The following is a 26323-nucleotide window of genomic DNA, read 5'->3' as shown; positions in this document are numbered from 1 at the left end:
CACCCTGAGCCACCGAGCAACTGAGTACACCGTACCCGATTGAGAGTACACCGTACCCAGTTTCTGTCCAGCGGATTATCCTTACGGCCATGAGCAGCGGCACGGGCAGCACGGAAACCAGCGGCAGCGGCGACATCGTCCGCACCCTCGAACTGCTGTGGGACACGGGCAAACGGCCCAGCCGCGGGCCGAAACCGGGACTGACGCTGGACCGGATCGTGGAAGCGGCCGTCCGGGTCGCGGACACGGACGGCCTGGAGGCGGTGTCGATGCGCCGCATCGCCACGGAGCTGGGCACCGGCACGATGTCGCTGTACCGGTACGTGCCCGGCAAGGGCGAACTCCTGGATCTGATGCTGGACCGGGTGCAGCGCCCGTCCGACGAACCGGAGGGCCTCGGCGACGGCAGCTGGCGCTCGGCCCTGGAGAACCTGGCGCACGCGACCCTCGCGCTCTACCAACGCCACCCCTGGCTGCTACGGGTCAACCAGGCGCGCCCGATCCTCGGCCCGAGCGCGCTGGACGGGATGGAGAAGGTGCTCGCCCTGATCAAGCCCATGGGGCTGAGCGATCCCGAGCTGATCTCGGCGATCATCATGATCGACGGCTATGTGGTCGGCGCCGCCCGTACCCGGCTCTACGAGCAGGAGGCCGAGCGCGGCACCGGCCTGACCGACGCGGAGTTCTGGGAGGCGCAGACCCCCACCCTGGAGAAGGTGCTGTCCTCCGGCCGCTACCCGGTCACGGCCTCCCTCTCCGAGGACGCCTTCGCCCCCGGTTTCGACCACTTCGACTTCGGTCTGCAGCGCATCCTGGACGGTCTGGATGTCCTGGTCGCGCAGCGGCGGGCCGACGACGAGCAAGACGAGTAGGACGAAGAGGCGTAAGAAGAAGACGAGTAAGACGAAGACGAGTGAACGATCAGCCGCGGCGCAGCAGCCGTTTGAAGCCGAGGACGACCGTCAGGCCCAGGGCCAGGACGAGCGCGCCCAGCTTGTAGTCGACGCTCGATCCGTCGCCGCTCTCGCCCGCCTCCCCCGCGGCCGAACCGCCGTCATTCGAGGCGGAGTTCGAGCCCCCGGAAGCGGCCGGGAAGCCACCCGGCTCCACCGTGCTGTTCGCGCCCTCGTTGCCGAACATCAGCTCCGAGCCGTCGGTGGTGTAGGTCAGGGACTCGCCCTGCCCCAGCGAGGGGACGCTCAGCCGTCCCTGTTCCTTGATCTTCCCGTTGTTCCAGGCGTACGCCGTCCCGCCGAAGTAGGCGCGTACGGCGAGCTGCGCGCCGTCCGGGGAGAAGGCCCCGTCGGTGGCCTGGATGTCGATCGCGGCGACGCGCTTGAAGACGTTGGTGCCGCTGGGCGAGAGCTCGGCCGGGCCCTCGTACAGCGATCCGCCCTCCTCCTTCTTGTCCGCGATGTACACCCGCCCGGTCTTCGGGTGCACCATCAGCGCCTCGGCGTCCCGCGGTCCGTCCTCGTACTTCACCACGTACTGGGTGGCCCGGATCGTCCGGTCCTTCAGCTGCTTGGGCTCGGGCAGCCGGTAGATCCAGACGAAGTCCCAGCTGCCGCCGAGGTTGTCGCCGATGTCACCGACGTAGAGCTGGTTGCCCGGACCGATGGAGATCGCCTCGACGTCGCGCGGCCGGCCCACACCCGTCAGGGTGATCGTGGCCACCGTCTCCCCGGTCCTGCTGTCGACCGCGTACAGGAACGCCCCGTCGTCGCTGTCGTTGTGGGTCCAGTAGACGCCGGGGTGCAGCCGCGAGGCGGCGAGGCCGCTGGACTCGGTGATCCTCGGGTCCTTGATGGTGAACCCCTCGTCGTCGGCGACGGCGGGCACGGCCGACGTGAGGAGGAGCACGGCCCCGGCGGCCCCGGCGGCCCCGGCGAGGAACGGAAGCGATGGACGCATGCCCTCAAGCCTGCCATCCCCGCTGGGCGTTCACCGCGCGTGGTCGGTCTCACACCGGAGCGGCCGCCATGATCGAGCGTCATCGACCATGATGAGCGGATGCTTAGGCTGATGCCCGTGGGCGATTCCATGACCATCGGAAGCGCGGGTGAACACACCTGGCGCTACCGGCTGTGGCAGCACCTGCGGACGACGTACGGCGGCCCGTTCGCGATCGTCGGACCGCGCGAGACGCTGTACGACCGGGCCACCGGCACCGCCGACTCGTACGCGTACGCGGACCCCGACTTCCCGCGCGCCCACCTGGCGGGCTGGGGCGAGGGCTGGCTGCACATGGCCCCGCTGATCCGCGAAGCGGTCCGGGACCACCGCGCGGACCTCCTCCTCGTCTCCCTCGGCCTGATCGACCTGGGCTTCTACACGAACGCGACCCAGACGGCGGCGAACGTACGCGAGTTCGTGACCGAGGCACGGCGGGGCAACCCCCGGGTACGCCTGGTACTGCTCCCGGTGATCCCCAACATCAGGGTGGACACGGACCCGGACTTCGCCACCGAAGTGACCTCGTTCAACGAGCTCCTCGCCAAGGCGGCCGCCGACCTCGACGAACCCCGCTCCCCCATCCTGCTGGCCTCGACCCCGCCCTCGTACGACTACAACCTCGACACCTACGACGGCACCCACCCGAACGCGAACGGCGAGCACAAGCTGGCGGCGAGCTTCGCGGAGGCGATGCACCAGGCGTGGGGGTGGGGGGAGCCGTACGCGTACGGCTGAGGACGGCGTGATCGGCGCCCAGGAGGCCACTGCCGGTCAGAAGCCCTCCTGGCGAACGCATGACCGAGGCACAGGGGCCCGACGACGAGCCCCCGAGACCCGGTGACCGTGCGTATCGTTGTACCGCTCGGCTGCGTGCGATCGAGCGGCAGCCGGGGAGGAACGCCACGATGACCGTCCTTGACGACAGGATCGAGATGGCTGAAGAGAACGACGAGCTGACTCTCGATGATCTGTTCGAGTCGCTCGAGCGTATGCCCGCCCCCGAGGGATACAAGGTCGAGATCGTCGAGGGGGCCATCTACATGTCGCCGCAGCGGGACACCCACTGGGAGATCATCCTGGACATCGTCGAGCAACTGCGCACCAAGTACCCCCGACAGCGCGTGAAGTCCGACGTCCGCGTCGACTACCCCGGACACCTCAACGGCTTCGCCTCCGACGTGACGGTGATGACCGAGGGAGCCGAGAAGAACGCGAAGGGACTGTGGCGCTACCAGGACGTCGAATTCGTCGCCGAGGTCATCTCCAAGGGCACAGGGGCCAACGACTACGGCCCGAAGAAGGCCGCCTACGCCACGGCCGAAGTCCCCGTCTACCTCATCGCCGACCCCTATCAGGGCAAGTGCCATGTGTTCACCCAGCCCAAGGAGGGTGACTACCTCTCCGAGACCACCGTGGTGTTCGGCGGTGACCTCGACCTCAGCCGTACTCCAGTCGAACTGACGCTCAACACAGGCGAGTTTCCCCGCGACCAGTAACCGGCGCACGGAGTCCGGCCACCCTTGCCTAGAGCGCACTCCAGGCCGTTGGCTAAGGCCCATGAAGTACACGCAGCTCGGACGCACAGGACTCAAGGTCAGCCGGATCGTGCTCGGGACGATGAACTTCGGGCCGCAGACCGACGAGGGTGACAGCCACACCATCATGGACGCGGCCCTCGACGCGGGCATCAACTTCTTCGACACGGCCAACGTCTACGGCTGGGGCGAGAACAAGGGCCGCACGGAACGCATCATCGGCAACTGGTTCGCGGGAGGCGGCGACCGCCGCGACAAGGTCGTGCTCGCCACCAAGGTGTACGGGAACATGGCCCCGGACGGGGGCGTTCCCTGGCCCAACCACGACAAGCTCTCCGCACTCAACATCCGGCGTGCCGTCGAGGCCAGTCTGAAGCGGCTCCAGACGGACTACATCGACATCTACCAGTTCCACCACATCGACCGCTCGACCCCGTTCGAGGAGATCTGGCAGGCCATCGACACCCTGATCCAGCAGGGCAAGATCCTCTACGCGGGCTCCAGCAACTTCCCCGGCTACAAGATCGCCCAGGCCAACGAGGTCGCCGCCCGGCGCGGTACGTTCGGGCTGGTCAGCGAGCAGTGCCTGTACAACCTCGCCGAGCGCCGCGCCGAGATGGAGGTCATCCCGGCGTCCCAGGAGTACGGGCTCGGGGTCATCCCGTGGTCACCGCTGCACGGCGGACTGCTGGGCGGTGTCCTGAAGAAGGAGAACGAAGGCGCCCGCAGGGTCAGCGGCCGGTCGGCGGACACGCTCGCCAACACTGCCGTACGCGCACAGGTCCAGGCGTACGAGGACCTGCTGGAGAAGCACGGTCTGGAACCGGGTGAGGCCGCGCTCGCCTGGCTGCTGACCCGGCCGGGCATCACCGGGCCCATCGTCGGGCCGCGCACGGCCGGACAGCTGGAATCCGCGCTGCGTGCGGTCGAACTCGAGCTGTCGGACGAGGTCCTCGCCGGGCTGGACGAGATCTTCCCGGGCCCGGGCCCGGCGCCCGAGGCGTTCGCCTGGTGACGGCGGCCATCTGACGGAAGCCGGCCCACGTACGGCAGCCGCCCCATGGAGGGCGGCCGCTCCACGGACGGCAGCCGGCACACAGACGGTGGTGGCGGCCGCGGTCATTTCCCGAGCGCGGCCGCCACGGCGACGACGACGAACATCAGCACGAGCACACCGGCCATGATCCGGTTACGGGTCTTCGGGTCCACGCAGTCGAGGTTAACCGGCCATCCCGAGCCCCTCTCAGGCACCCGCCCCTAGCCCTTCCGGGCCCCGGCCCCGAGCTCCTTCCAGACCTCGGCCTCGAGCCCTTCAGGCCCATCTCCGAGCCCCTTGCCGGGCCATCCCCGAGCCGCTTCCAAGCCCTGGCCCGGAGCCCCTTCAGGCCTCGGCCCCGGCGAGCCCCCTTCCGGCCCCGGCCCCCAAGAGCCCCCTTCAGGCACCCGCCCCCAGTGCCCAAGTCCCCACCGGCTCGTAGCGGGGTTGCTCCCCCGCGATCCCCGACCGGGGCAGATGGCTGCGTACCAGGACCAGCTCGGCGACCTCCCAGGTGCGGCTCGCGAAGGAGTCGAGGGCGGCCACGTACGGCCCGAGATCCACGGAGCCGCGACCGCGGGCCAGCGTGAGGTGCGGACGGTAGCGCCGGTGCTCCTGCATCGTGAGGCCGGCCCTGCGCCCGGCCGCCTCGGCGCGATCGGCGAGCAACCGCATGCTCTCCACCTCCCCGTTCGCCCCGACCCACAGGGCATGCCCCTGCCCGAAGGCGCCCCCGCCCTGTACCAGCAGCGGGAACACCTCCGTACGACGGGCCGCCCGCGCCAGCCGCTCCGACAGTTCGGGAACGGTCTCCTCGGCCACCTCCCCGTAGAAGGCGAGCGTGAAGTGCCAGCCGGGCCGGCCGGTCCAGGTCAGCGCCTCCGCCCCCGGGAGCTTCCGCAGCTCGCCGACCGCGGAGGCGAGGTCCGCGGAGATGTCCGGAGGGGGCAGCAGGGCGGCGAATAGTCTCATGGTGCCAGCCTTCCAGGACCGGGCGCCGACCCGCGAGCCCCGCACAGGCCTCAGGCCATGGCCCGCGCCGGCTGCCGTCGCGGCTCGAGGCGCAGGTGCGGGTGACCGTGGTTCCAGGCGACCGACACGCGGACGCCGCCGACCCGGGTCAGGATCACACCGATCACGACCGCGGCGGTGGTCGAGACGAGACCGCCGACGGCGAAGCCGACCCGGGAGCCGTACACGTCCGTGACCCAGCCGACCAGTGGGGCGCCCAGCGGGGTGCCGCCCATGAAGACCATCATGAAGAGCGCCATGACGCGCCCCCGCATCGCGGGGTCCGTGGCCATCTGGACGGCCGTGTTCGCGGTGACGTTGACGGTGAGACCGGCGATCCCGATCGGCACCATCAGCAGTGCGAACACCCACAGGTTCGGCGCCGCGGCCGCCACGATCTCCAGCACGCCGAAGCCCAGCGCCCCCGCGATGAGCACGCGCAGCCGGGCCGTGCCGCGGCGGGCCGCGAGCAGCGCACCGGCCAGGGAGCCCACCGCCATCAAGGTGTTGAAGAGGCTGTACGAGCCCGCGCCCGCGTGGAAGATGTCGTCCGCGAACGCGGACAGCCACACCGGGAAGTTGAACCCGAAGGTGCCGATGAAGCCGACCAGGACGATCGGCCAGAGCAGTTCGGGACGGCCGGCGACATAGCGCAGGCCCTCCCGCAGCTGTCCCTTGGCCCGTGGTGCCCGCTCGACCACGTGCAGTTCACGGGTGCGCATTAGGAGCAGTCCGGCGATGGGGGCGATGAAGGACAGTCCGTTGAACAGGAACGCCCAGCCGGTGCCGACGCCCGTGATCAGCACACCCGCCACCGCCGGGCCGACCAGGCGGGCCGACTGGAAGTTGGCGGAGTTCAGGCTGACCGCGTTCTGCAGCTGACCGGGGCCGACCATCTCCGAGACGAAGGACTGGCGGGCCGGGTTGTCGACGACGGTGGCGAGCCCGACCGCGAAGGCCGCCACATAGACATGCCAGACCTGGACATGACCGGAGATCGTGAGGAAGGCCAGCAGCAGGCCCGTGACGCCCATCGCCGTCTGTGTGGCGAGCAGCGTGGGCCGCTTGCGCATGCGGTCGACGAGGACACCGCCGTAGAGACCGAACAGCAGCATCGGCAGGAACTGCAGCGCCGTGGTGATGCCCACGGCGGCGGACGACCCGGTGAGACTGAGCACCAGCCAGTCCTGGGCGATGCGCTGCATCCACGTTCCGGTGTTGGAGACGACCTGCCCCAGGAAGAACAGCCGGTAGTTGCGGATCTTGAGCGAGCTGAACATGGAGGACGTGGCGGACTCGGACACCTCGGCGGAGGTCGCCGCCGGTCCAGCAGGGGCCGGAGTCGTCAGCCCGTCCGGCGTTTGCGGACAAGGCCGTTCAGGCCGATGCGGGGGTCCGGGGGCCGCGGCTCCCGGTGACAGGGGACGGGTAGGGGCGGAGGGGGCGAAAATCTCCTGCGCGGCCGGAGCGGCAGGCGTGACATGCGCTGCCGAAGCCGTCCCAGGGGACACCGCGTGCGGACCGGGGCGGCGGGCTCGTTCGAGGGCGGACAGGGTGTAGTGAGGATCAGGTGCGGGGGCGGATTCTGCTCCGGGTCCCGTACTCAAAGGGGTTCGCCTCCTTGGCAGTCACGGACGTCGTGGTCCTCGGGGCGGTCGCTCCGGGCGGCGGCCGGGTGGTCTCATGGATGCGCGGTCCTGTGCGCGGTCCTCCCGGGGCCCGGCGCACGCGTACGCAGGCCCCCGCATCGCGGAGCGCGGCTCACAGGTGCGCGAGCTTCTCGAGGATGGGCGCGGCCTCGCGGAGCTTGGCCCACTCCTCCTCGTCGAGCTCCACCACCAGACCGGCCAGCCACGCGTTCCGCTTGCGGCGGCTCTCCTCGAGCATGGCCTCGGCCTGCTCGGTCTGCGTGACGACCTTCTGGCGGCGGTCCTCGGGATGCGGTTCCAGCCGTACGAGTCCCTTGGCCTCGAGCAGTGCCACGATCCGGGTCATCGAGGGCGGCTGCACGTGCTCCTTGCGGGCCAGCTCACCCGGGGTGGCCGTGCCGCAGCGGGCGAGGGTGCCGAGCACCGACATCTCGGTGGGACTCAGCGACTCGTCGACCCGCTGGTGCTTAAGCCGCCGCGACAGGCGCATGACGGCGGAGCGGAGTGCGTTCACGGCGGCAGCGTCGTCGCCATGGGAAAGATCCGGCATGTTCTTTAGCTTAACTCATTACTCTGTCTAAGGACCACCGGGCTGTCGTGAGACGGACCACTGACGCCCACCGGCCGCAGCGACACGGGGAAACCCCCTGAAGGGGCACATTCACCCATTTGAGTGGTCCACCGCCGAAAGGGGTCCATCGTTCGACGAACCCCCGTGACTCTCGTAGGCATGGGGACCGATGTGCTGAGCCTGCGCATAGACGGAGAGCTGCTGGAACGGCTCCGGGGGCATGCCGCCAAAAGGGGGATGAGCGTTCAGGACTACGTCGTCCGGACGCTCATCCGTGATGACTTCGACCAGCGGTTCCACACCGCGGTGGAAGAGACCGAGAAGTTCTACGGGGTCACGTGAGCCGCCCCGTTTCCGAATGAGGCCCAGGGCGTCGTCGCCGAGGGCGGAGCCTCGCATCTGCTCGTGCAGAGGGCGTGGTCAGGGCGTGGTCAGGGAGGGGTTCACACGGCCCGCGGGGGCTCCCCGGGCGGCGCGAGGGACCCCTCGTAAGCTGTGCGCATGGCCAAGTGGACCCCCAAGCACGAAGCCCCCGAGCCCCTCGAGGGCCCGGTGGTCGGCACGATCACGGGTGGCACGATCCTCTGGTTCGTCCTTTTCCTGGTGCAGCTTCCGTTCTACGGGTGGTTCGACGAGCACGGGCACACCTGGTGGCTGTGGACCTGTCTGGCCGGCGCCGGCCTCGGACTGATCGGCATCTGGTACGTGCGCAGGCGCGACGCCGCACTGAAGCGGGCGGCCTCGGCGGGCCCGGCCGGGACGCCGGGGACGGCACACGACTGACGCGACCGACACGCGGCCGGCACCGTGGAACTCCCTCCCGGGTTCCGCGTAGTACCCCGGCACTACACCGCCACGAAGCGGCTCCTCCCCTGGTCGGATCTTTGGGTCACTCGGCGGGTGAACCCCCAAATCCGCACGTACCGTCGAATGCATGACGCACATCGACGCGGGCGCCGAACTCGATCCTGTGCATCCCAACCACACCCCCGTTCCCGGACGGCGCGGTGGACTGAGCGCCGCCGAGGTCGCCGAGCGGGTGGCCCGCGGCGAGGTCAACGACATCCCCGTACGCAGCAGCCGCTCCACGGCCGAGATCGTCCGCGCCAACGTCTTCACACGCTTCAACGCGATCATCGGTGTGCTCTGGCTGATCATGCTGTTCGTCGCGCCGATCCAGGACAGCCTGTTCGGGTTCGTCATCCTGGCCAACACCGGCATCGGCATCGTCCAGGAGTGGCGGGCCAAGAAGACCCTGGACTCGCTCGCGGTGATCGGCGAGGCCCGGCCCACCGTGCGCAGGGACGGGGTCGCCACCGCGGTGAGCACCTCCGACATCGTGCTCGGGGACCTCATGGAGATCGGACCCGGCGACAAGATCGTGGTCGACGGGGAGTGCGTCGAGGCCGACGGGCTGGAGATCGACGAGTCACTGCTCACCGGTGAGGCCGACCCCGTCGTCAAGAACCCCGGCGACCAGGTGATGTCGGGAAGCTTCGTGGTGGCGGGCGTCGGCGCCTTCACCGCGACCAAGGTGGGCCGGGAGGCGTACGCGGCGCAGCTCGCCGAGGAGGCCAGCCGCTTCACCCTGGTCCGGTCCGAGCTCCGCTCCGGTATCTCCACGATCCTCAAGTACGTGACCTGGATGATGGTCCCGACCGCGATCGGCCTGATCATCAGCCAGCTGGTGGTGAAGGAGAACGACTTCAAGGACTCCGTCGCCCGCACGGCCGGCGGCATCGTGCCGATGGTCCCGGAGGGGCTGGTCCTGCTGACGTCCGTCGCCTTCGCAATCGGGGTCATCCGGCTCGGCCGCCAGCAGTGCCTCGTGCAGGAGCTGCCCGCGATCGAGGGCCTGGCCCGCGTCGACACCGTCTGCCTGGACAAGACGGGCACGCTCACCGAGGGCGGCATGGACGTCACCGAGCTGCGGCCCCTGAACGGCGGCGACGAGGCGTACCTGCGCAAGGTCCTCGGCGCGCTCGGCGAGTCCGATCCGCGCCCCAACGCCTCCCTCCAGGCGATCATCGACGCCTACCCGAACGGCGCCGACGGCACGGGCGGCACGGACGGCGCCGCACAGTGGCGGTGCACGGAGGCGCTGCCGTTCTCCTCGGCGCGCAAGTACAGCGGGGCTTCGTTCACCGAGGGCGACGGGCGGTCCAGCACCTGGTTGCTCGGGGCGCCCGACGTGCTGCTGAGGGACGGGGACCCCGCGCTGGCGGAGACCGACCGCCTCAATGAGGAGGGACTGCGGGTGCTGCTGCTGGCCCGGGCCTCCCGGGAGCTGGGCGACCCGGAGGTGGGGTCCGGCGCACGGCCCGCCGCACTCGTCGTACTGGAGCAGCGGCTGCGGCCCGACGCGGCGGACACGCTGCGCTACTTCGCCGCACAGAACGTGGACGCCAAGGTGCTCTCCGGCGACAACGCGGTCTCCGTGGGTGCGGTCGCCGGAAAGCTGGGGCTGGAGGGCCGGACGGTGGACGCGCGGCGGCTGCCCGCCGAGCGCTCGGAGATGGCCGAGGCGCTGGACGCCGGAACGGTGTTCGGGCGGGTCACCCCGCAGCAGAAGCGGGACATGGTGGGCGCGCTGCAGTCGCGCGGGCACACGGTGGCGATGACGGGCGACGGCGTGAACGACGTGCTGGCCCTGAAGGACGCGGACATCGGGGTGTCGATGGGCTCCGGCTCCGAGGCCACCCGGGCCGTAGCGCAGATCGTGCTGCTCAACAACAGCTTCGCGACGCTGCCGTCGGTGGTGGCGGAGGGCCGTCGGGTGATCGGCAACATCACCCGGGTGGCGACGCTGTTCCTGGTGAAGACGGTGTACTCGGTGCTGCTGGCGGTGCTGGTGGTGTGCTGGCAGGTGGAGTACCCGTTCCTGCCCCGCCATCTGACGCTGCTGTCCACCCTGACGATCGGCGTCCCGGCGTTCTTCCTGGCTCTCGCCCCCAACCAGGAGCGGGCACAACCCAATTTCGTCCGGCGGGTCATGCGCTATGCGATCCCCGGCGGGATCGTGGCCGCGGCCGCCACCTTCGCCACCTATCTGATTGCCCGTCACGAGTACGCCGGGGAAGGGGCGTTGGACGCCGAGACGAGCGCGGCGACGCTGACGCTGTTCCTGGTCTCGATGTGGGTGCTGGCGATCGTCGCGCGCCCCTACACCTGGTGGCGTCTGGCGCTGGTGGCGTCGATGGCGGGAGCCTTCGTCCTGGTGCTGGTGGTGCCCTGGCTCCAGCACTTCTTCGCGCTGAAGCTGGTCGGGGTGACGATGCCCTGGATCGCGGTCGCCATCTCGGCGATGGCGGCGGTCGCCCTCGAGGTGCTGTGGAGGTGGGTCGGCCGCCGCTTCCCCGCGTGAGCTGCGGCTTACTTCACGTCGATGAAGTCGGCGCCGGAGACGACGGCGCCGGTGGTGGAGCTGCCCACGTAGTTGTAACGGAAGTAGCCGTCGGCGGAGGCCTTGACGGTGGTCTTCAGCGCGCCCTTGCTGTCGGTGGTGACGGTCTTGACGGTCTGGTAGGCGCTGGTGCCCTTCTTCAGGAACTGCAGCTGCACCTTCTGGCTGCCGTAGCCGCCGTACTTGGCCGTCTCCCAGTTGACGCGGGTCAGGGCGCCGGTGACCGTGATGGTCCTGCCCTTGGCGACCAGCTCGGGGGAGGCGTTGGTGTTCAGCCTGGCGGCGCGCTTCAGGGAGAAGGTCTTGGCCTTGTCCTTCTGGACGCCGTCACCGTCCTTGGCGGCGGCCAGGGCCCACACCTTCCAGCCACCGGCCAGCGAGTTGCGGTACAGGTCGAATTCCGGGTCGGCGACGAAGGTCTGCGAGCAGGTGGACTTCGTGGCGCTCACCTTCTTGCACTTGGCCTCCTCCTGCTCGGAGATGATCGAGCCGTCGAGGCCCGACTCCGAGAAGCTCGATCCGTGCCAGAGGATGAAGGACCCGAAGACGATCCCCGAGTTGTCGGTGGCGGTCATCGTGACCGTGAACTTCTTCTTCGCGGTGCCGACCGCCACGGGCTTGCCGCCGTTGACGGTGACGCTGGTGATCTTGGTGTTGCCGATCTGCTCGTCGGCCGGCCCGAGGGCGGCGGACGGGACCTTTGCGAGTGCCGCGACGCCGGGGTCTTCCGCGGCCTGCGCGGCCGGGACGGCGAAAGCGGACAGGGCCAGGGCGCCGGTGACGGCGGCCACAGTGGCTCGAATGCGCATGCGTGTTCCCCACGTGAAAAGGGTGCGGCGGTGTCGTCCCCACGCCGCGACCTGGTCATCGGAGTCCGGGTGACTCCGATGACCAGATCCATGACAGCCGTGAATGGTTGTGCGGAGGGTGAAGCTTTTGTGTCGACGTTGCCGAAATCACATCCGCCACAGAACATACACAGCTGATCAGCGAACCAGGGGCGCGGCGCTACTGCACGTCGACGTAGTCACCGGTCGCCGAGACCGCCGGGGTCGTCGAGGTGCCCTCGAAGCGGAAGCGCCAGTAGCCGTCGTAGTTGGCGGTGGTGGTGGTCTTCAGGTCGCCGTACGAGTTCGACGTGATGGTCTTGACTGTGCTGTAGGTGGTTGTGCCCGCCTTGCGGAACTGCAGCTTCACCGACTGGCTGCCGTAGCCCTTGTAAGTGAGGCTCTCCCAGCTGGCGCGGGACAGCTTGCCCGTGACCGTGAGGGTCTTGCCCTTCGCGATCGGCTCCGGCGAGGCGTTGACCGTCAGCTTCGAGGCGCGCTGGACCTTGTGGGTCTTGTATTCGTCGTTCCAGTAGAGCTCGCCATCGCCTGCCACGACGGCGGCGGTCACGTGCCAGCCGCCGGCCAGCGCGTTGGCGTACAGGTCCTCGCCCGGCACGGCCGTGATGGTCAGCTTGCAGGTCGACGTGGTGGCGCTGGACGCGGTGCAGGTGGCGGCGTCCTCGTTCGGCAGCAGCAGGCCGTCGACGTCGGTGTCGGCGTTGGTGCCGTGCCACAGGTGGACGAAGGCGTCCTCGATACCGCTGGCATGGCTGGCGGTCAGCGACACAGTGAAGGTCTTCGCGACCGTGGTGCCGACGACGACGCTCTTGCCGGAATTGATCGTCACGTTGGACACGACGGGCAGGGCCTGAGTGTCGGCCTGCGCAGACGGAAGGACGAGAGCGGAGAGGGCCAGGGCCCCGGAGAGGGCGGCCACAGTGGCTCGAATGCGCATGCGTTCTCCTGGTGGAGAAAGGGGGCCCGGCGGGGAGTCTTCACGTGGGACCCGAGTGATCGTTGAGCCTGGTGACTCCACAATCTGACCTGTGGCGCGGCGGGACGGTTGTACCCGATGTCGGATCTTTACCTCTCCGTTACGAACATCACCGCAAAGCGGTAAAAGTCCAGCGGCGGGCAAAGATCGCGACGGCGGCGGCCTGTGCCGATAACGGGGCACCGGCGGACTTCCGGCGCCGGCCCAAGCCGGCATACGGCTGGGCCACGCGGCGGTCCGCCCACAGGGACCACGCGCCGGTCCGCCATCCGACAGGGGGCCGCGTGGCGGTTCGCCACCCGGCCCCCGGCCTCCCGCCTCCCCGCACATCACACCTCAGTCGAACCAGCGGTCCCGCGCCAGCTCCTCCGTACGGGTCGGGTCCTCCAAGAGAGCGGCGACCTCGAACCGGCGCGGCCACTGCCCGGCCGCCCAGGCGAGCCCGGCGGCCACGCCCTCCAGGGTGGCGGCGTGCACGGTGCCGTCCGGGGTGCGGTGCCAGTCCAGCTCCACGCCGCCCACAAGGAGTTCCTCGTGCTCCACGTACGAGTGGGGGGTCGCCGGGCCCAGCAGGACCCGGACGGACTCCGGCACGGGATGCTCGGCGCCCTGCTCGGTGATCTCGGCGGTGACGACCTCACTGAGCCGCCGCACCTGGAACAGCTCCGCCAACTCCGCGGCGCGCGACGGCCGTACGGGCAGCAGCGCCATCCCTCCGGTGAGCGGGAGCAGATCGGGCGAGTCGGCGACCACGGCGTCGGCGGCGTCCACGACGGTCACCCGCCCGTCGACCACGGCCCGTACCTCGTCGGGCAGGGTGACCTGTTCGGGATCGAGGTCGGCCAAGGCGCCGTACAGAGCGTGCAGCTGAGGGGCCGTCACCTCGCGCTCGGGATCGGCGAGCCGGTCGAGCAGTTCGGCGGCGCCCCCCGGTTCGTCGAGCAGCGCGGCCACGGAGGTCCGCACCCCGAGGGCCCGCAGTACCTGCTCGTCGTCGAAGCCGGTGGCGTCCACCTCGTCGTACAGGCCACGCAGCAGCGGATCGCCGCCCGCCGCCCGCAGTCCGGCGGGCCGCCGGCCGTCCAGCACCGGATGGCCGCGCAGCCACCACGCCGTGTACGGCCGGACGATCTCGTGCGTGCCGTCCGCCAGCAGGATCCGTACGGGCTGGATGATCGCGTCGCGCAGCGGCGGCCGTGACAGCAGCGCGAGGGCCTCCGGCCACCGGTCGTCGTCCACGAGATCCAGGTCCCGTACGGCGATCAGCTCGGTCGCCACCGGAGGCACCGGGCTGTCGGGGAACCGGTCGAGCACGTCCTCGCTCCAGACGTCCACCGCGTCCAGCAGACCGGCGTCGTCGGGCTCCGCGAAGTCCCCGTCGCGGGGCTCCAGTTCGTCCGGGTCGAGGACGACGTCATGGGCCCGTACGAGGGCGAAGTTCGCCAGCACGCCACAGGCGGCCAGCGGCTGTTCGCCCCAGCGCTCGGCCAGCTCCTCGTCCACGGCGGCGAGTTCGCCCTCCCGCATGACCCGCGCGAACGGGCTGCCCGGCAGCACGAGTTCACCCGCCGGGGCGAGCTCGCCCTCCTCGTCCGGCAGGGCGAGCGCGCCCAGCCAGGGCTCGTCACCGGGTTCCAGACCGGCGTCCCGCACCAACGACAGGACGATCTCGGCGAGTTCCTCGGCGTCGAGGCCGTCATCGTCCCAGGCGGGCGCCTCGTCGTCGAGCGACCCCGCGACCGCGACCCGCACCTGAGGAGTCGTCAGAATGGCACGCGGGGTGGCCGGGAGGGCGCCGAGCTTCTCCAGCAGCGGATGCGCCGCGTCGGGGTGGGCGACCTTGAGCCCGAGCCGGGCCAGGGCGTCGGGGGCGGCGGTGGCCCCGTCGGCGGTGGGCAGCAGCACCTGCCGCGGCCCGATGGTGGTCCGGCCGTCCGCGAGGGGCACGGGCAGCCCCGACAGCCGGTCCGGGTCCACTCCGGCAAGGCTGTCGTAGAGCCTGCGCCACCACCCGGGATCCTTCTCCAGTCCGGCGAGCCGGTCGATGGCCTCGCCGAGCGGCAGCCGCGCCACGCCCAGGGTCCGCAGTTCGACCCGCCGCTCCAGCCCGGCCGGCAGCAGGCTCGGCAGCACCTCGGCGAGGACCCGCACCGTCTCGGCCCCGGCACCCTCGACGATCTCGGCGTCGCGAGGCTTCAGCACCAACGGCACCTCGGCCTCGTCACGGTCCTCCTCGGGACCGGCGGCCACACCCCCGGAACCGCCGGGCTCCCCCGCGGGCGGCAGGAACGCCGTGCGCGGCAGCCGCTCCAGCACGGCCCGCCGCAGCGCACCGTCCAGCTCGCCCTTGCCGAGCGGCCCGGGCACCAAGTCGAGGATCCCGGTCCCCACCGGCCGCCAGTCCGCGAGGAGTTCGGCGTACGCATCGGCCGCACGCTCCACCAGGAAGTCGGTGAGCGGACCGGGGGCGGCATGCCGCCGGGTGGTGTCCAGAGGCAGCGAGGCGATCAGCAGCGCCGGCACGCCGAGGGCCTCGTCGCTGGGCGTCGGGGCGTGCACGACGGGCGCGGTACGCGGCAGGGCCGGGGCCCCGTCCTCCCCGACGGGCACGGCCCAGGTCACGGACCAGTGGGGCCGCAACCGCTCCTCCACGGGCCGGTCGGCGAGCAGGGCGGCGTCCAGGGACCCGTGCCGGGCGACGGTACGCCAGTGGGTGACACCGAGCCGGGAGTCCTCGATCCGGACGTCGTGCTCGCCCTCCCGGTGCCGTCGCACGGTCCGCACCTCGTCGCCGATCTCCACGACGACCTCGTCGAGACCGGGCAGGGCCAGCAGCAGGGCGTCGTCGACCGCGCCGAGCAGCCGCTCGGCGAGATCCTCGGCGGCCGCGTCCCGCAGCGGCAGGATCACCACGGTGTCGTACGACTCCGGGGCGGTGCCCTCCGCCGCGAACGGCAGCCGCAGCAGCGGCACATGGCCGTCGCGCCGACGGACCTCGTCGCCCAGTCCGGGGCTGTGCCGGGCGACGTCCGCGGTCAGCTCCCGCGCCTCCGCGAGGGACCAGCGGACACCGCCGTGCCGCCCCACCACGGCGGGTTCGTCGGTCACGGCCAGCACTGCGGCGAACCCGACGCCGAACCGCCCGACGGCGCCCGCCGCCTGACCGTCGCGCTTGGCGGAGGCCCGCAGCGTGGACAGCGACTCCACCCCGGCCGCGTCCAGCGGGGCGCCGGTGTTGGCGGCGACGAGCACCCCGTCCCGCAGCGTGAGCCGGAGCCGCCCGGGCACCTGGGCCCTGGCGGCCGCGTCCGCGGCGTTCTGGGCGAGCTCGACGACGAGCCGGTCCCGATAGCCGCCGAGGACGAGGTCCTCCTCGGCGTTGGCGTCCTCCCGGAAACGGGCCGGGCTGGTGGCCCAGGCGTCCAGCACCCCGCGCCGCAGTCGCGCCGTCCCGAACGGGTCCGCGCCCTCGGCCGCCGGCCGCACGAACTTGGTCACCGTGGTCACACTCCCTCGCACCGCACGCCCCTGCGCTCGGCTTTTGGCTAGCGCCACGAAGGTACCGCGCTCCGCCCCGGTGCTCGCGCCGGGCGGGTGCCCGCCTCCAGTCTCGCTCAGACGAGAGCCCGCAAGCCCGTCCGGCCTGTGAGGACGAGGCCGTTCAGGCCGATAAGAGGGGTCATGGGACGGCGGCCCCCGGGGTCGAGGGACAACAGGAGGGGCCGAAGGGGCGGAGAGGGCAGATGAGGCGAAGGGGGCGAAAACCCGCTACGAGTGCCCCAGTTCCTCCGTCGACTCCTCGCCGGGAGCGGACACGGAACCCGAGTCGGGCGCGGGACGCAGCGGGAACGGCTCCACGATCGTCTCGTCGATCACCGGCGGAGCGGGCCGCGGCGGCTTCGGCATCACCGCCGCCTCCGAGTGGCCACCGCACCCGTAGGCGAGCGAGACCACACGCCCGTCCGCGGGCGAGAACTCATTGGCGCACACCCCGAAGGCCTGCCCCAGCGACCCTCCGATCGGGGCCAGGAACCCACAGCTCAAACAGGACGCGGGTGCCGCCTGCGCCATGGGCGTCTTGGAGCCGTACGACTCCTCCCACCGGTCCGCCGCGGTGTGCAGCCCGTACCGCGACAGCACCCGGGCCCGCCGCATCCCCAGTTCCTCGGCGACCGCCGCGATGGAGCCCCGCGCGGGCGCGGCCGGCAGCTCCGCCGGCACCCGGGCCGTCACCTCGACGTCCTCCGCGTCCACCAGCTCGGCCATCTCCGCGGACACCGCGGCGTTCGGCGCCGGCTCGTCCTCGCCGGTGTACCCCGGCTCCAGCCGGAGGTCGTCCGCCTCCGTCGGCAGCAGGTCGCCGGGGCCCATGTCGCCGGGCCTGAGCCGCTCGCTCCACGGCACCCACTCCGGCGCCAGCAGGGCGTCGGGTCCCGGCAGCAGGACCGTCTCGTCGAGCGTGACCACCTTCGCCCGGGACGCCCGGGCCACCGTCACCGCCCAGCGCCAGCCGCGGTAACCGGGCTCCTTGCACTCGAAGAAGTGCGTGACAACACGGTCTCCCTCGGAGATCAACCCGGCGTGCTCTCCCACGACTCCGGGCGCTGCGGCCTCCTCGGCGGCTGACCGGGCGAGGTCGACGGCCTCGGCGCACAGACGGTCGGGGGTGCGGCTTCGCGTTGTCGCTGCGCTCACAGGTATCGCTTCTCTCCTACGCCGTCTCACGGGTGCGCCATCCCTCGGCGGGGTGCGGACGGAGCGGCCTGGGGGGTCGCCTCCCGGGCCTGCTGGGGCACCGGGGGAGGGCCGCGTCGACGTCCGCGCCTGATCGCGCTCGGGCGCACCTACACCATCCATTCTGCGGTATGGCGGGCAGGCGCGCGGCCGAGAACAACCGCCGCAGGCGCGTTACGCACGCTACCTTCTCCGGGCCCCCGCGCCCACACCGGAGTCGGAGCCGCTCCCGCTCGTTCGCGGCGTCAGGCCGGAGCACCCTCGCGCCCGCCCGGTGTGCAACGCTCACAGCGAACGGACATGGAACCCGCGGCAAACCGCCAACCGGCCGTCAACCGCCCCGAGAACCGTCGGCAAATGATGAAGAAAGCGGGCATATTCCCCGCTTCGCCTGCCCCCGATCCCTCGCTCGTGCCTCTCGTCCCCCGCTCCCCCACAGGGCCATACGTGCCGTAACCGCACTAGTGCCGCCGCCGACGGGGCACTATGACGGGGTGGCAACCGCACGGTCACCCCGGGGTGCCACCGGAACCGGTGGTGCGAGGGGACTCGGCAAGGAGAGCGGATCCGGTCCCGTACGACGGGCCGTCCGCTCGGTAGCCCGTGCCCTGCACCTGCCGTTCACGGGAACGGCTCGCGGGATCCGCCGCGCGACCCACGCCCAGGGCGCCGGCGAATCCGGCCTCGGCAAACTGATCGAACTGCACGCGGTCAACGGCGCGGGCGACGTGATGATCACGGTCGCGCTCGCCTCCACGGTGTTCTTCTCCGTCCCGACGGACGAGGCACGCGGCCGGGTGGCGCTGTACCTCGCCATCACCATGGCCCCCTTCACCCTGCTCGCCCCGGTGATCGGTCCCCTCCTGGACCGGGTGCCGCACGGCCGCCGCGCCGCGATGGCGAGCGCGATGCTGGCTCGGGCGCTGCTCGCCCTGCTGCTGTCCGGGGCAGTCGTCACCGGCAGCATCGAGCTGTATCCGGCGGCGCTCGGCGTGCTGGTCGCCTCGAAGGCGTACGGCGTGGTCAGAAGCGCCGTGGTGCCACGCCTGCTGCCTCCCCGCTTCTCCCTGGTGAAGGCCAACTCCCGGGTCACGCTCGGCGGTCTGCTCGCCACCGGTGTGGCGGCGCCGATCGGTGCGGGCCTGCAGGCGCTGGGCCCCCGCTATCCGCTGTACGGAGCCTTCGTGATCTTCGTAGCGGGAACGTTCCTGTCGTTCTCGCTGGACCCCAAGGTCGACTCCGCCAAGGGCGAGGACAAGGCGCTGCTGGCGGCCGACGAGCAGCATCTGCACGGGCCGCACCGCAAGGAGATCAAACGGCCCGGCCTGCGCACGGTCGGCATCGCCGTCACCCACGCGCTGGCCGCCAACGCCTCGCTGCGCTGTCTGTCCGGTTTCCTGATCTTCTTCCTCGCCTTCCTGCTGCGCGAGCACCCGCTGGGCGGCCAGAGCGCGGCCGTCTCGCTGGGCATAGTCGGGGTAGCGGCGGGCACGGGCAACGCCCTGGGCACGGCGGTCGGGGCCTGGCTGAGATCACGGGCGCCCGAGGTGATCATCGTGACGGTGATCGCGGTGGTGCTCGGGGTGGCGATCGCCTCGGCGGTGTTCTTCAGCGCTTTCCTGTTGGCGGTGCTGGCGGCGTTCGCCGGGTTCGCGCAGGCGCTGTCGAAGCTCTCACTGGACGCCCTGATCCAGCGGGACGTGCCGGAGGTCGTGCGTACCTCGGCCTTCGCGCGGTCCGAGACGCTGCTGCAGATGTCCTGGGTGGTCGGTGGGGCGATCGGCATCGCGCTGCCGTTGAACGGGGTGCTCGGCCTGGCGGTGGCCTCCGGCATCGTGGCCACCGGCTGGCTCACCACGGTCCGCGGCCTGCTCTCCTCGGCCCGCCATGGAGGGGTCTCGCGTACCCGGGTGAGCTGAGCGGGCGGCCGGCCAGTGGCGGGTTCGTTCCGCCCCGCGAACGGGACGGCGCCGGAACGCGACACCCCCACATGGGGAGCCGACCCGACACGCCCGATAGCCTTCGCCCATGACCTCCCTGCGTTTCGCCAACCGCCGCCGGGCCATCGCCGCCGTGGGCGCGGTGTCCGCCGGGCTCCTCGCCCTGTCCGCCTGCGAGAAGCCGACTCCGCTGGCCACCATCACTGTCGGCGACGACTCGGTGAACTCCGAGGCCACCTGCTACGACGACGGCAAGACCCTGCCGAGCGCAGAGCTGGCGAAGTGCCTGAAGAACACGGACATCGAGTCGATCAAGGTCGACCCGGACGCGACCGTGCGGTTCGGCGTCGACCCGGAGATCGCGGACAAGGGCTGGACGATCCTGATGAACGGCCAGCCGCTGACCGACTCCAGCAAGAAGACGTACCGGACGATCCCGGGCAGCGTGTTCTTCAACGCCCAGTACGGCGCCCAGGGCTCCTCCACGCTGGTCTCCGTGAAGGCGGACGGCAAGGACGCCAACAGCGTCAGCGGCCTGTGGAACTACCGGCTCAAGAAGGATTCCTGATCACGCCCTCGGCAGTCCCCGTACGCATCCTCGTCGCCACCGCCGTCCCCGCCGAACGGGACGCGGTGGCGAGGGCGTTCCCGCCCGGCGGCACACTGGGCGCGCCAGGCACATCCGCCACGGCGCCCCGCACACCTGTGGCACCGGGAACGTCAGATGACCCGCATGAGGCACCCGGAGCGCCCGGTCCTTCCGGAGCACTCGGTGCGGCGGGAGCCCCAAGTGCTGCCGGAGCCCCTGGGGCGCCCGCAGCCCTCAATGCAACCGCAGCCGCCGATGCAACCGGAGCCCCCGTTGCATCCGGAGCCCCCGATACCGCCGGAGCCCCCGTTGCATCCGGAGCCCCCGATACCGCCGGAGCCCCCGTTGCATCCGGAGCCCCCGATACCGCCGGAGCCCCCGTTGCATCCGGAGCCCCCGATACAGCCGGAGCCCACGTTGCATCCGGAGCCCCCGATACAGCCGGAGCCCCTGGTGCGCCGGTTGACGCGGTGACCGTGCTCGCCGTCGGCGTCGGTCCGGCCCGCGCCGCCGCCACCACCGCCTCGGCCCTCACCGCCGCCGCGCTCGCCGGCGCCCCGTACTCGCTCGTCGTCTCCGCCGGGATCGCCGGCGGTTTCCAGCCCGGCGCCCCCCTGGGTTCCCTCGTCGTCGCCGACGAGATCACCGCCGCCGACCTCGGGGCCGAGACCCCGGCGGGCTTCGTACCGGTCACCGAGCTGGGCTTCGGAACCGTCAGCCACCGGCCCCCGGATTCCCTCGTACGGGAGATCGCCGCCGCCACCGGAGCGGCCATCGGCACCGTGCTCACCGTTTCCACCGTCACCGGCACCGCCGAACGCGCGGCGGAACTCCGGCGGCGCCATCCCCGCGCCCTGGCCGAGGCCATGGAAGGCTTCGGGGTGGCCGAGGCGGCGGCGGCCCATGGCGTGCCGGTCGTGGAACTGCGCGCCGTCTCCAATCCCGTCGGCCCCCGTGACCGTGCCGCCTGGCGCATCGGGGACGCCCTGGCCGCCCTGGCCGAGGGCTTCGGGAAGATCCGCCCGCTGCTGGAGAGTTGGAAACCGGTATGACACCTGCACAGCCCGGGGAAGCCCTGCAGATCGCCTTCTCGCCCTGTCCGAACGACACCTTCGTCTTCGACGCGTGGGCCCACGGCCGCGTACCGGGTGCGCCCGCGCTCGACGTGACCTTCGCGGACATCGACATCACCAACGCGATGGCCGAGCGCGGCGAGGGCGACGTGCTGAAGGTGTCGTACGCCGTTCTGCCCTACGTCCTCGACGAGTACGCGCTGCTGCCCTGCGGCGGGGCACTGGGGCGGGGCTGCGGTCCGCTGGTGCTGACGCGGGAGCCCGGCGCGGACCTGGTGGGGCGGACGGTGGCCGTGCCCAGCGAGCGCTCGACGGCCTACCTGCTGTTCCGGCTGTGGGCCGCGGACACCGTGCCCGGCCGGGTGGGCGAGATCGTCGTGATGCCGTTCCACGAGATCATGCCGGCCGTGCGGGACGGGAAGGTCGACGCGGGACTGGTCATCCACGAGGCACGCTTCACGTACCAGAACTACGGTCTGGTGAAGCTCGCCGACATGGGCGAGCACTGGGAGGACACCACCGGCCTGCCGATCCCCCTGGGCGCGATCCTCGCCCGGCGCTCGCTGGGCGAGGACACGCTGCGGCGGCTCGCCGAGGCGGCCCGCGCCTCGGTCCGCGCGGCCTGGGACGACCCCGAGGCCTCCCGCCCCTACGTCCTCGAGCACGCCCAGGAGATGGACCCGGCCGTCGCCGACCAGCACATCGGGCTGTACGTCAACGAGTTCACGGCCGACCTGGGCGACGAGGGGTACGCGGCGGTACGCGGCCTGCTCACGCGAGCGGCGGCCGAGGGGCTGGTGCCGCCCCTCGGGCCGGACGCGCTGAGGTTTCCGTAGGGCCGAGCGGACAGGCCGTCACACTTCGAGCGGACACCATCACACGTCGAGCGGGGATCGTCACACGAGGAACGGTGATCGTCACACGTCGAGTTGGTCCGCGACCGCGCGCAGCAGGCCCGCGATCTTCTTGCCGGACGCCTTGTCGGGATAGCGGCCCTTCTCCAGCATCGGGGTGATGTTCTCGAGGAGGGTCGTCAGATCCTGCACGATGGAGGCCAGCTCGTCCGGCTTGCGGCGCTGGGCGGCGGCGACCGACGGGGTCGGGTCCAGCAGGGTCACCGAGAGCGCCTGGTCCCCGCGCTGCCCGGCGACCACACCGAACTCGACGCGCTGACCGGGCTTCAGGGCATCGACTCCGGCGGGCAGGACCGAGGAATGGACGAAGACGTCGCCGCCGTCGTCACGGGAGAGAAAGCCGAAGCCCTTCTCGCTGTTGAACCACTTGACCTTGCCAGTCGGCAAAGCACACGCTCCCTCGATCGCTCCCGGACTGGCCGGACACCCTTGATCTGCCGTTGAGACAGCCTACCGGGGGTCTCTCCAGCCGGACACGCCTTAAAACGAGACTGAGCCCCTACCAGTGAAGGCAGAGGCTCAAAGTGGTGGGGGGAGCGTGAGAGCTAGCCAAGGTGCCGGTACAGGGTGGCGCGGGAGACTCCAAGAGCCTTGGCAATGGCGGTGATGCTCTCCCCCTTGGCCTTACGAGCCTTGGCGACAGTCAGCACGTCCTCAGTGATGACGGACGGACGGCCACCGGTACGCCCCTGAGCCTTGGCGGCGTCCAGACCGGCACGGGTGCGCTCCACGATCATGTCTCGCTCAAGCTCAGCAAAGGCAACCATCATGGTGAAAAAGAACTTTCCCTCTCCCTTAGGGGATGAGCAGAGGCGGAGAGATGAGACAGGCAAGACAGAGGAGAGAGACATGGGACCTGGACAGCCACACGACCTTGACGTAATCGATCGCATGGGAGCCGACACGGCGCAGCGCAGCGAGCAAGGGGCACAGCTAGCCGAGGATGGCGTGCGCAACTTCGTAGGCGCACTGGAGAGCCGTTCAGCAGCGTTCGCACAGGAAGCGCTAGCCGGACGCGCAGCGCCGGTATCTAGCATCGGGAGTGCTTCAAGTACAGCTCCCTAGAGAGTGATCTTGATCACACACTCACCGAATAGCGGACAGGACGAGTAACTATACCTTACATAGCGTGATGAATAGACCCCCCGAGATAACTGATTGTTGATCTCGGGGGTTTTCGCTGCTCAGGGGCGGTCCGGCTCTTACCAACATTGAACGGATACGTGAGATCATTAATACAGAAGGGTGAGGTCGACGGAGAGATAAAACCAATCGACCTACCTGGAGAGTTTCCATGAGCACAACCAACACGGTTGAGATTCCACGTACGACCGTTCCAGCCGTACCCATTTACCAGGTCAAGAACCTGTCCACACACGCGAAAGTCGTGTGGTCTGCATGGCAAATCGGCCTCCCTCTCACTGAAGAGGCATGGGAGGACTACCTGGCCAAGATGCGTGTTCCATTCGTATCCCTCGATGCCTGCAAGGCCGAGCTACGCCGTTCCGGCTGGCTGGCATAGGGGTACGGACATGAGCACAAGCATTGCAGAGATCAGCCCTGAGGCATTCACGGTGCTACACGTTATCCGTGCCCATTACGAGCGTCATGAGTACGTCTCTACGGGTGTACTCGCGCACGAGACACACATGACCCCGGACCACATCAGAGCGTGCCTTAGAGAGCTGTCTGAGTGGCCAGAGAGAGCGCTAGTAGCGTAGAGAAAGGATGAGATGCAAGAGCAGACAGAAGTAATCGAGCTAAGGCGAGAGGCAAGGATCAAGGCCAGAGCAAACATGCTTTGGCTATACCTGAACTCACAAGATGAGGAAGAGGTACTTAGGTTCACCCAGGATGAGCTTTGTGAGGCTCTAGGTCTGGGACTCAATCGAAGAGACCTCAGAGACGCAGTAGCGGAGCTAGAAGACGAGGGAAAGCTTTTTGTGGACCGTAACCACAAGCCACGCCGATACACACAGAACTAGGAGAGACCTATGACCAACACCAACGCATTCACATTCGGCACTCAGGAGCGTTCAGATAACTACTGGGCTCGCGTTACCTACCCTGAGTACCAGGTAGAGAAGAGAGCTAAGCAAGCGGCTTTGGAGGCCGAGCAACACCGCATGGTGGAGCAGTACAAGGAGCAGCAGCGTAGAGAAGCGATTCTCTCGCAGAGTGGTCCCGCCATCGTTGAAATCGTCAAGGGCTTTGATGCCTACGAGAGACCAACCCCAGCAAAGACCAGCGAGGTAGAGCGACAGTTCCAAGAGGTATTCCCTGGTGCTGCGCCTGGTGAGTTCCGTAATGCTCTGGAAGAGCTAAAGGGTACGGGCGTGATTCATGAGGTTACGTCTTCCATCGGTTTCATGGGAGCGCGAGACACGAACCTTCACTACATGGGCGGACGAGAGGGACGAATGAAAGAACTAGAAAGCCTGAGCTTCCCGGCTCAGGCTGTCTATTCCGAGCTGAAACGAACAGGCGAACTCATGAGGCGAGATGAGTTCTTGCAAGAATTCGAAGACGACTACGAAGCAATCATGGAAGAACTCAAGAATGCAGGGCTATACCCCGAGCCGGCTTCGAGTTCTTGGGGGAAACTGAATGGAGTTCTCTTCAGATCCGAGAACAGGAACACTCGATACAGCCTGGAATCCCATTAACGGCAAGAATGATCCAGCGATTCAGGGCACAAACAGAAACCCCCTCTCAGGCTCGCAAAGGCTAAGAGGGGGTTTCTTTGGAATCAGACACGATGAGCTGTGCATTCCAGGGGATTCGAATGGTGCATCAGAAGTGGAACAGAGAAATAAACCAGGTGACCTACGGAAACCGGGTATCCTCGGTGAATTTCCTTTGAAAAACAATTACAGTAGCCTCATTTCTCTATTGAATAAAGGAATTAATGTACCCCAGCCGGCTGAGGTATTCCATTACCAGAGGAATACCAATAGAGAAGTCGGGGGATTCCTAATCAGGTAAAACCAGGGAAACCCAATCCGCCGAAGGCGGGTATTAGTCTCAACCAGGGCTTACCCCAAATCTCTCTCACCCTTGGTCTACCCTCTAGTTTGCCATTTCTCTTAGTATCCTTCCCTTAGTATCTAGTATCTTTCTCTTAGTATTCTTTGGTAGCAGAATCCTGCACGGGCCCCTAGCAGTATTCTGCACACCCCCCTAGCAAGATATTGCTACCCCCCTAGTAGAATCCTGCTAGGGGTCGCTCTGACACCCCTTCCGTGGAACGGCTATCCCTGTTCTTTGAGGAACGCGTCATAGGCTCGCTGCGCCGCACGTGAGTTGTGGGGGATTGCCCTCTGGAAGGCTTCCAGCGTGCCAATGCTTTTGGCCTCTGTCAGATCCCTCTTTCCGGGAGCAGGAGCACCCTTCTTCACTGGGCTAGCACTCTCGCTCTGTGCGGCCGGTAGAGCTGGTCTCTGTGGTGTCTTGCTCTGGAGTGCCTGAGTGTCCCTACGGGCGCTCTGGCTAAGCTCTAGGGCTCTCTGTACGCCTCCCCTTGGAGCCGGTACGTCCTCCCTGGTGTGGTTGTAGCTCAGGGCGTAGCGAGGGGCGATATCGGTTTCCTTGACTTCCAGTGCCGCCCTGGTCTTCTCCATCTTGGGCTTTGGCTTCACTTCAATCTCTTTGGTGGAGCGCTTGTAATCGTCGGTAAGGACATTCAAGCCCTTCGGAATGGTGAGGGTGTATGCATTGCTGTGCTGTCCCGACGAGTCAACAACCTGAGTGACGATTAGCCAGCCCTGGTCTTCCAGCTCATCAATGTAGGTGTCGAGAGCTCGTAGGCTCTTGACGTTCACCAACTCCGCTAGACGCTTCCTCCCTGGGTTGGCAATTCTGTTCTGTTGCGCATGGTCGTCAAGAATGAGCCATAGCTTCAGTGCGGCTGGAGACAAGTCCCAGCTATATAGGAGAGCTTTGCTTCCCTGAAAGTACGCCCCGTCTCTGTATCTGACGCTCGGCCCGTCCAATACGTCTACGGTGATTCTCGTTGTGTCTGTCATTGCTGGTATCCTTGTTCTTAGTGATTGACTTACTGGTACTAGTCGATTGACTCCGGTCTTGTG

The 26323-nt window shown here is 68.8% G+C and carries 24 protein-coding genes; 13 read left to right on the top strand and 11 right to left on the bottom strand.

The window, feature by feature from the left end:
* The first annotated feature begins 89 nt into the window (after positions 1-89).
* Entirely contained in the window at positions 90-872 is a 783-nt protein-coding gene (locus EF387_RS03745) for a TetR/AcrR family transcriptional regulator (protein ID WP_128375028.1), read from the top strand.
* A 49-nt stretch (positions 873-921) separates the two neighbouring features.
* On the opposite strand, the gene EF387_RS03740 is transcribed toward EF387_RS03745, so the two are convergent.
* Positions 922-1914 carry a YncE family protein gene (locus EF387_RS03740; RefSeq protein ID WP_128375027.1) on the bottom strand — a complete coding sequence of 331 codons (993 nt, stop codon included), beginning with the start codon at positions 1912-1914 and terminating at the stop codon, positions 922-924.
* Between the two features lie 99 nt (positions 1915-2013).
* Here EF387_RS03740 and EF387_RS03735 point away from each other — a divergent pair, with 99 nt between their 5' ends.
* From EF387_RS03735 to EF387_RS03725, 3 genes are all read left to right on the top strand, one after another.
* Positions 2014-2691: a GDSL-type esterase/lipase family protein gene (locus EF387_RS03735; protein WP_128375026.1), complete on the top strand. Its 678-nt coding sequence runs from the start codon at positions 2014-2016 to the stop codon at positions 2689-2691.
* Positions 2692-2861: 170 nt separating this feature from the next.
* On the top strand, positions 2862-3452 hold the full coding sequence (locus EF387_RS03730; protein ID WP_128375025.1) for a Uma2 family endonuclease: 591 nt from the start codon (positions 2862-2864) through the stop codon (positions 3450-3452).
* Between the two features lie 61 nt (positions 3453-3513).
* The gene (locus tag EF387_RS03725) at positions 3514-4506 is read left to right on the top strand and encodes an aldo/keto reductase (protein WP_128375024.1); all 993 of its coding nucleotides are present in this window, start codon (positions 3514-3516) and stop codon (positions 4504-4506) included.
* A 420-nt stretch (positions 4507-4926) separates the two neighbouring features.
* Here EF387_RS03725 and thpR read toward each other — a convergent pair whose 3' ends face one another.
* The 3 genes from thpR to EF387_RS03710 form a co-directional block, all read right to left on the bottom strand.
* Entirely contained in the window at positions 4927-5499 is a 573-nt protein-coding gene (gene thpR, locus EF387_RS03720) for an RNA 2',3'-cyclic phosphodiesterase (RefSeq protein ID WP_128375023.1), read from the bottom strand.
* A gap of 50 nt (positions 5500-5549) precedes the next feature.
* Complete coding sequence (locus EF387_RS03715; RefSeq protein ID WP_420802526.1) at positions 5550-6887, bottom strand: MFS transporter; 1338 nt, start codon at positions 6885-6887, stop codon at positions 5550-5552.
* A gap of 412 nt (positions 6888-7299) precedes the next feature.
* Positions 7300-7737 carry a MarR family winged helix-turn-helix transcriptional regulator gene (locus EF387_RS03710; RefSeq protein ID WP_128375021.1) on the bottom strand — a complete coding sequence of 146 codons (438 nt, stop codon included), beginning with the start codon at positions 7735-7737 and terminating at the stop codon, positions 7300-7302.
* Between the two features lie 180 nt (positions 7738-7917).
* Between EF387_RS03710 and EF387_RS03705 the strand changes: the two genes are divergently transcribed.
* The 3 genes from EF387_RS03705 (at position 7918) to EF387_RS03695 (ending at position 11122) form a co-directional block, all read left to right on the top strand.
* A complete protein-coding gene (locus EF387_RS03705; RefSeq protein ID WP_128375020.1) occupies positions 7918-8100 on the top strand; it encodes a ribbon-helix-helix protein, CopG family in 183 nt (60 codons plus the stop codon).
* Between the two features lie 159 nt (positions 8101-8259).
* Positions 8260-8541, top strand: a complete 282-nt coding sequence (locus EF387_RS03700; RefSeq protein ID WP_128375019.1) for a DUF2530 domain-containing protein — start codon at positions 8260-8262, stop codon at positions 8539-8541.
* A gap of 151 nt (positions 8542-8692) precedes the next feature.
* Positions 8693-11122 carry a cation-translocating P-type ATPase gene (locus EF387_RS03695; protein ID WP_128375018.1) on the top strand — a complete coding sequence of 810 codons (2430 nt, stop codon included), beginning with the start codon at positions 8693-8695 and terminating at the stop codon, positions 11120-11122.
* 8 nt (positions 11123-11130) lie between these two features.
* Here EF387_RS03695 and EF387_RS03690 read toward each other — a convergent pair whose 3' ends face one another.
* The 4 genes from EF387_RS03690 to EF387_RS03675 form a co-directional block, all read right to left on the bottom strand.
* On the bottom strand, positions 11131-11970 hold the full coding sequence (locus tag EF387_RS03690; RefSeq protein ID WP_128375017.1) for a DUF5707 domain-containing protein: 840 nt from the start codon (positions 11968-11970) through the stop codon (positions 11131-11133).
* A 199-nt stretch (positions 11971-12169) separates the two neighbouring features.
* A complete protein-coding gene (locus EF387_RS03685; protein ID WP_128375016.1) occupies positions 12170-12946 on the bottom strand; it encodes a DUF5707 domain-containing protein in 777 nt (258 codons plus the stop codon).
* A 375-nt stretch (positions 12947-13321) separates the two neighbouring features.
* Positions 13322-16483 carry a sacsin N-terminal ATP-binding-like domain-containing protein gene (locus EF387_RS03680; protein WP_128375015.1) on the bottom strand — a complete coding sequence of 1054 codons (3162 nt, stop codon included), beginning with the start codon at positions 16481-16483 and terminating at the stop codon, positions 13322-13324.
* Positions 16484-16753: 270 nt separating this feature from the next.
* A complete protein-coding gene (locus EF387_RS03675; protein ID WP_128375014.1) occupies positions 16754-17680 on the bottom strand; it encodes a DUF3027 domain-containing protein in 927 nt (308 codons plus the stop codon).
* A gap of 533 nt (positions 17681-18213) precedes the next feature.
* Between EF387_RS03675 and EF387_RS03665 the strand changes: the two genes are divergently transcribed.
* From EF387_RS03665 to EF387_RS03650, 4 genes are all read left to right on the top strand, one after another.
* Positions 18214-19638 (top strand): MFS transporter, encoded by a 1425-nt coding sequence (locus EF387_RS03665; protein ID WP_128375013.1) that lies wholly within the window; start codon positions 18214-18216, stop codon positions 19636-19638.
* Positions 19639-19747: 109 nt separating this feature from the next.
* Positions 19748-20227, top strand: a complete 480-nt coding sequence (locus EF387_RS03660; RefSeq protein WP_128375012.1) for a DUF2771 domain-containing protein — start codon at positions 19748-19750, stop codon at positions 20225-20227.
* A 491-nt stretch (positions 20228-20718) separates the two neighbouring features.
* Complete coding sequence (locus EF387_RS03655; RefSeq protein ID WP_128375011.1) at positions 20719-21300, top strand: futalosine hydrolase; 582 nt, start codon at positions 20719-20721, stop codon at positions 21298-21300.
* Entirely contained in the window at positions 21297-22157 is an 861-nt protein-coding gene (locus EF387_RS03650; RefSeq protein WP_128375010.1) for a 1,4-dihydroxy-6-naphtoate synthase, read from the top strand. The genes EF387_RS03655 and EF387_RS03650 overlap by 4 nt, the downstream gene beginning before the upstream one ends.
* Before the next feature lie 81 nt (positions 22158-22238).
* Here the strand turns inward: EF387_RS03650 and EF387_RS49365 are convergent, their stop codons facing one another.
* Both EF387_RS49365 and EF387_RS03640 read right to left on the bottom strand, forming a co-directional pair.
* Entirely contained in the window at positions 22239-22622 is a 384-nt protein-coding gene (locus EF387_RS49365) for a cold-shock protein (RefSeq protein WP_099503518.1), read from the bottom strand.
* Between the two features lie 158 nt (positions 22623-22780).
* On the bottom strand, positions 22781-23086 hold the full coding sequence (locus tag EF387_RS03640) for a recombinase family protein (RefSeq protein ID WP_274388920.1): 306 nt from the start codon (positions 23084-23086) through the stop codon (positions 22781-22783).
* A 443-nt stretch (positions 23087-23529) separates the two neighbouring features.
* Here EF387_RS03640 and EF387_RS03635 point away from each other — a divergent pair, with 443 nt between their 5' ends.
* The gene (locus EF387_RS03635) at positions 23530-23757 is read left to right on the top strand and encodes a hypothetical protein (protein WP_128375009.1); all 228 of its coding nucleotides are present in this window, start codon (positions 23530-23532) and stop codon (positions 23755-23757) included.
* 472 nt (positions 23758-24229) lie between these two features.
* Positions 24230-24901, top strand: coding sequence for a hypothetical protein (locus EF387_RS03630; protein ID WP_128375008.1), 672 nt, complete (start codon positions 24230-24232; stop codon positions 24899-24901).
* 585 nt (positions 24902-25486) lie between these two features.
* Here EF387_RS03630 and EF387_RS03625 read toward each other — a convergent pair.
* Positions 25487-26260, bottom strand: a complete 774-nt coding sequence (locus EF387_RS03625; protein WP_128375007.1) for a helix-turn-helix domain-containing protein — start codon at positions 26258-26260, stop codon at positions 25487-25489.
* Between the last annotated feature and the right edge of the window lie 63 nt (positions 26261-26323).

This window comes from Streptomyces cavernae (assembly GCF_004023625.1).
Lineage (GTDB): Bacteria > Actinomycetota > Actinomycetes > Streptomycetales > Streptomycetaceae > Streptomyces > Streptomyces cavernae.
Note: the sequence above shows the minus strand (reverse complement) of the source record. Positions and strands in the feature narration are given on the sequence as shown.

What these genes read in the sequence shown, in the direction of transcription:
- EF387_RS03640 (WP_274388920.1), bottom strand. Translation starts at nt 23,086, where the DNA reads ATGTCTCTCTCCTCTGTCTTGCCTGTCTCATCTCTCCGCCTCTGCTCA.
- EF387_RS03650 (WP_128375010.1), top strand. Translation starts at nt 21,297, where the DNA reads ATGACACCTGCACAGCCCGGGGAAGCCCTGCAGATCGCCTTCTCGCCC.
- EF387_RS03740 (WP_128375027.1), bottom strand. Translation starts at nt 1,914, where the DNA reads ATGCGTCCATCGCTTCCGTTCCTCGCCGGGGCCGCCGGGGCCGCCGGG.
- EF387_RS03695 (WP_128375018.1), top strand. Translation starts at nt 8,693, where the DNA reads ATGACGCACATCGACGCGGGCGCCGAACTCGATCCTGTGCATCCCAAC.
- EF387_RS03745 (WP_128375028.1), top strand. Translation starts at nt 90, where the DNA reads ATGAGCAGCGGCACGGGCAGCACGGAAACCAGCGGCAGCGGCGACATC.
- EF387_RS03625 (WP_128375007.1), bottom strand. Translation starts at nt 26,260, where the DNA reads ATGACAGACACAACGAGAATCACCGTAGACGTATTGGACGGGCCGAGC.
- EF387_RS03635 (WP_128375009.1), top strand. Translation starts at nt 23,530, where the DNA reads ATGAGCACAACCAACACGGTTGAGATTCCACGTACGACCGTTCCAGCC.
- EF387_RS03690 (WP_128375017.1), bottom strand. Translation starts at nt 11,970, where the DNA reads ATGCGCATTCGAGCCACTGTGGCCGCCGTCACCGGCGCCCTGGCCCTG.
- EF387_RS03700 (WP_128375019.1), top strand. Translation starts at nt 8,260, where the DNA reads ATGGCCAAGTGGACCCCCAAGCACGAAGCCCCCGAGCCCCTCGAGGGC.
- EF387_RS03660 (WP_128375012.1), top strand. Translation starts at nt 19,748, where the DNA reads ATGACCTCCCTGCGTTTCGCCAACCGCCGCCGGGCCATCGCCGCCGTG.
- EF387_RS03710 (WP_128375021.1), bottom strand. Translation starts at nt 7,737, where the DNA reads ATGCCGGATCTTTCCCATGGCGACGACGCTGCCGCCGTGAACGCACTC.
- EF387_RS03725 (WP_128375024.1), top strand. Translation starts at nt 3,514, where the DNA reads ATGAAGTACACGCAGCTCGGACGCACAGGACTCAAGGTCAGCCGGATC.
- thpR (WP_128375023.1), bottom strand. Translation starts at nt 5,499, where the DNA reads ATGAGACTATTCGCCGCCCTGCTGCCCCCTCCGGACATCTCCGCGGAC.
- EF387_RS03735 (WP_128375026.1), top strand. Translation starts at nt 2,014, where the DNA reads ATGCTTAGGCTGATGCCCGTGGGCGATTCCATGACCATCGGAAGCGCG.
- EF387_RS03685 (WP_128375016.1), bottom strand. Translation starts at nt 12,946, where the DNA reads ATGCGCATTCGAGCCACTGTGGCCGCCCTCTCCGGGGCCCTGGCCCTC.
- EF387_RS03705 (WP_128375020.1), top strand. Translation starts at nt 7,918, where the DNA reads ATGGGGACCGATGTGCTGAGCCTGCGCATAGACGGAGAGCTGCTGGAA.
- EF387_RS03630 (WP_128375008.1), top strand. Translation starts at nt 24,230, where the DNA reads ATGACCAACACCAACGCATTCACATTCGGCACTCAGGAGCGTTCAGAT.
- EF387_RS03730 (WP_128375025.1), top strand. Translation starts at nt 2,862, where the DNA reads ATGACCGTCCTTGACGACAGGATCGAGATGGCTGAAGAGAACGACGAG.